This is a genomic window from Neisseria sp. P0019.S003 (genome assembly GCF_051957115.1).
Classification (GTDB): Bacteria; Pseudomonadota; Gammaproteobacteria; order Burkholderiales; family Neisseriaceae; genus Neisseria; species Neisseria flavescens_D.
In genome coordinates, this window is record NZ_JBQCWT010000017.1 from 1 (window position 1) to 1230 (window position 1230).

A 1230-nucleotide genomic window follows, 5' to 3' on the forward strand; every position below is an offset into this window, starting at 1 on the left:
GGCTTGCCACCACGCAACATCTGCTGGGCTTTAGAGCCAAGAAATAAAATCATTGGATTGAAGCAAAGGCAAAAGGTCGTCTGAAATTCTAAAACAAGGTTGAACTGGCCCCCAAATCTTGGACACTCATAAAAGCCTATTCAGGCGCTCTGTGCAAGCTGGGTTCTGTATGCGACAGGACTCAGCTTTTTCAATTTCAAACTGCAACGCTCCCGGTTGTAGTAATCCATATAGTCATCTATCTGCTTCATCAATTCATCTACCGTCAATTCACCTGCGTTATAGAAACACTCCGTCTTCAACACCGCAAAGAAGCTTTCCATCGGCGCATTGTCCCAGCAGTTCGCCTTACGCGACATGCTTTGAACCATGGAATGCTCCGCAAGCAATTCCCTATACCCCGCCGTACGGTACAGCACACCTTGGTCCGAATGAAGCATCGTTCCTTTATCAGTCAGACGGGGGGCGGCTTTTTCGAGCATTTCCTTCACCATTTCGCTGTCGGCTCTGCGGCTCATGGCGTAGGCGACGATCTCGCGGTTGAACAAGTCCAAGATTGGCGAGAGGTACAGTTTGCCGTCCTTTCCTTTGAGTTCGGTAACGTCGGTCAGCCATTTTTCGTTGGGCTTTCGGGCTTTGAACCGGCGTTTGAGGAGGTGTTCCGATATTTCGCCCATGGCGGGATGGCGGTAGGCTTTTTTCGCCCGTATGAGGGCTTTCAGCCCCATCTGCTTCATCAACCGAGCTGCTTTTTTGCGGTTCCAATCCAATGCTGCGGCAATGCGCCTTTGTCCGTAGCGTCCTTTATGCCGTTCGTAGATTTCTGCGATAAGGGCTTTGTCGGCTGCATCGGGGTCGGGCCGGTCTTGATGGTGGTAGTAAAAGCTGCTTTTGTGCAGGTTTGCGATGTGCAGCAGGTATTTGAGCGGGTGTTGCGCCCTCAGTGTTTGGACGGTTTGGCTTTGTCCTTTTCGGTCTGTTTTTGGCTGAGGGCTTTTAACTCCTTTAGGTAGGCGACCTCTGCGCGCATATAGCACAACTCTTCGATAAGCTCTGCCTGTGTTTTTTCTTGGTCGGGTTTGTCGGCGATGAAGGGGTTTTTTCGATGTTGGGGCATGGTTTTGGATTGGGGATGTTCGAGTGCGCCGATACCGCCTTCTTGATAGGCGCGTATCCATCGTCTCAGGTGGGTTCGGGAAATGCCGTAGTGGTCTGCGGTACGCTGTTGGC

General features: G+C 51.5%; 2 protein-coding genes. Both read right to left on the bottom strand.

Going from position 1 to position 1230, the window contains the following annotated elements; genetic code table 11:
* Window positions 1–140: 140 nt before the first annotated feature.
* Window positions 141–1037 (bottom strand): IS3 family transposase, encoded by an 897-nt coding sequence (locus ACTHTS_RS10825; protein ID WP_440370028.1) that lies wholly within the window; start codon window positions 1035–1037, stop codon window positions 141–143.
* Window positions 941–1230: helix-turn-helix domain-containing protein (locus ACTHTS_RS10830; protein WP_440370029.1), on the bottom strand; the 290-nt coding region annotated here is incomplete at its 5' end. The genes ACTHTS_RS10830 and ACTHTS_RS10825, both read right to left, overlap by 97 nt.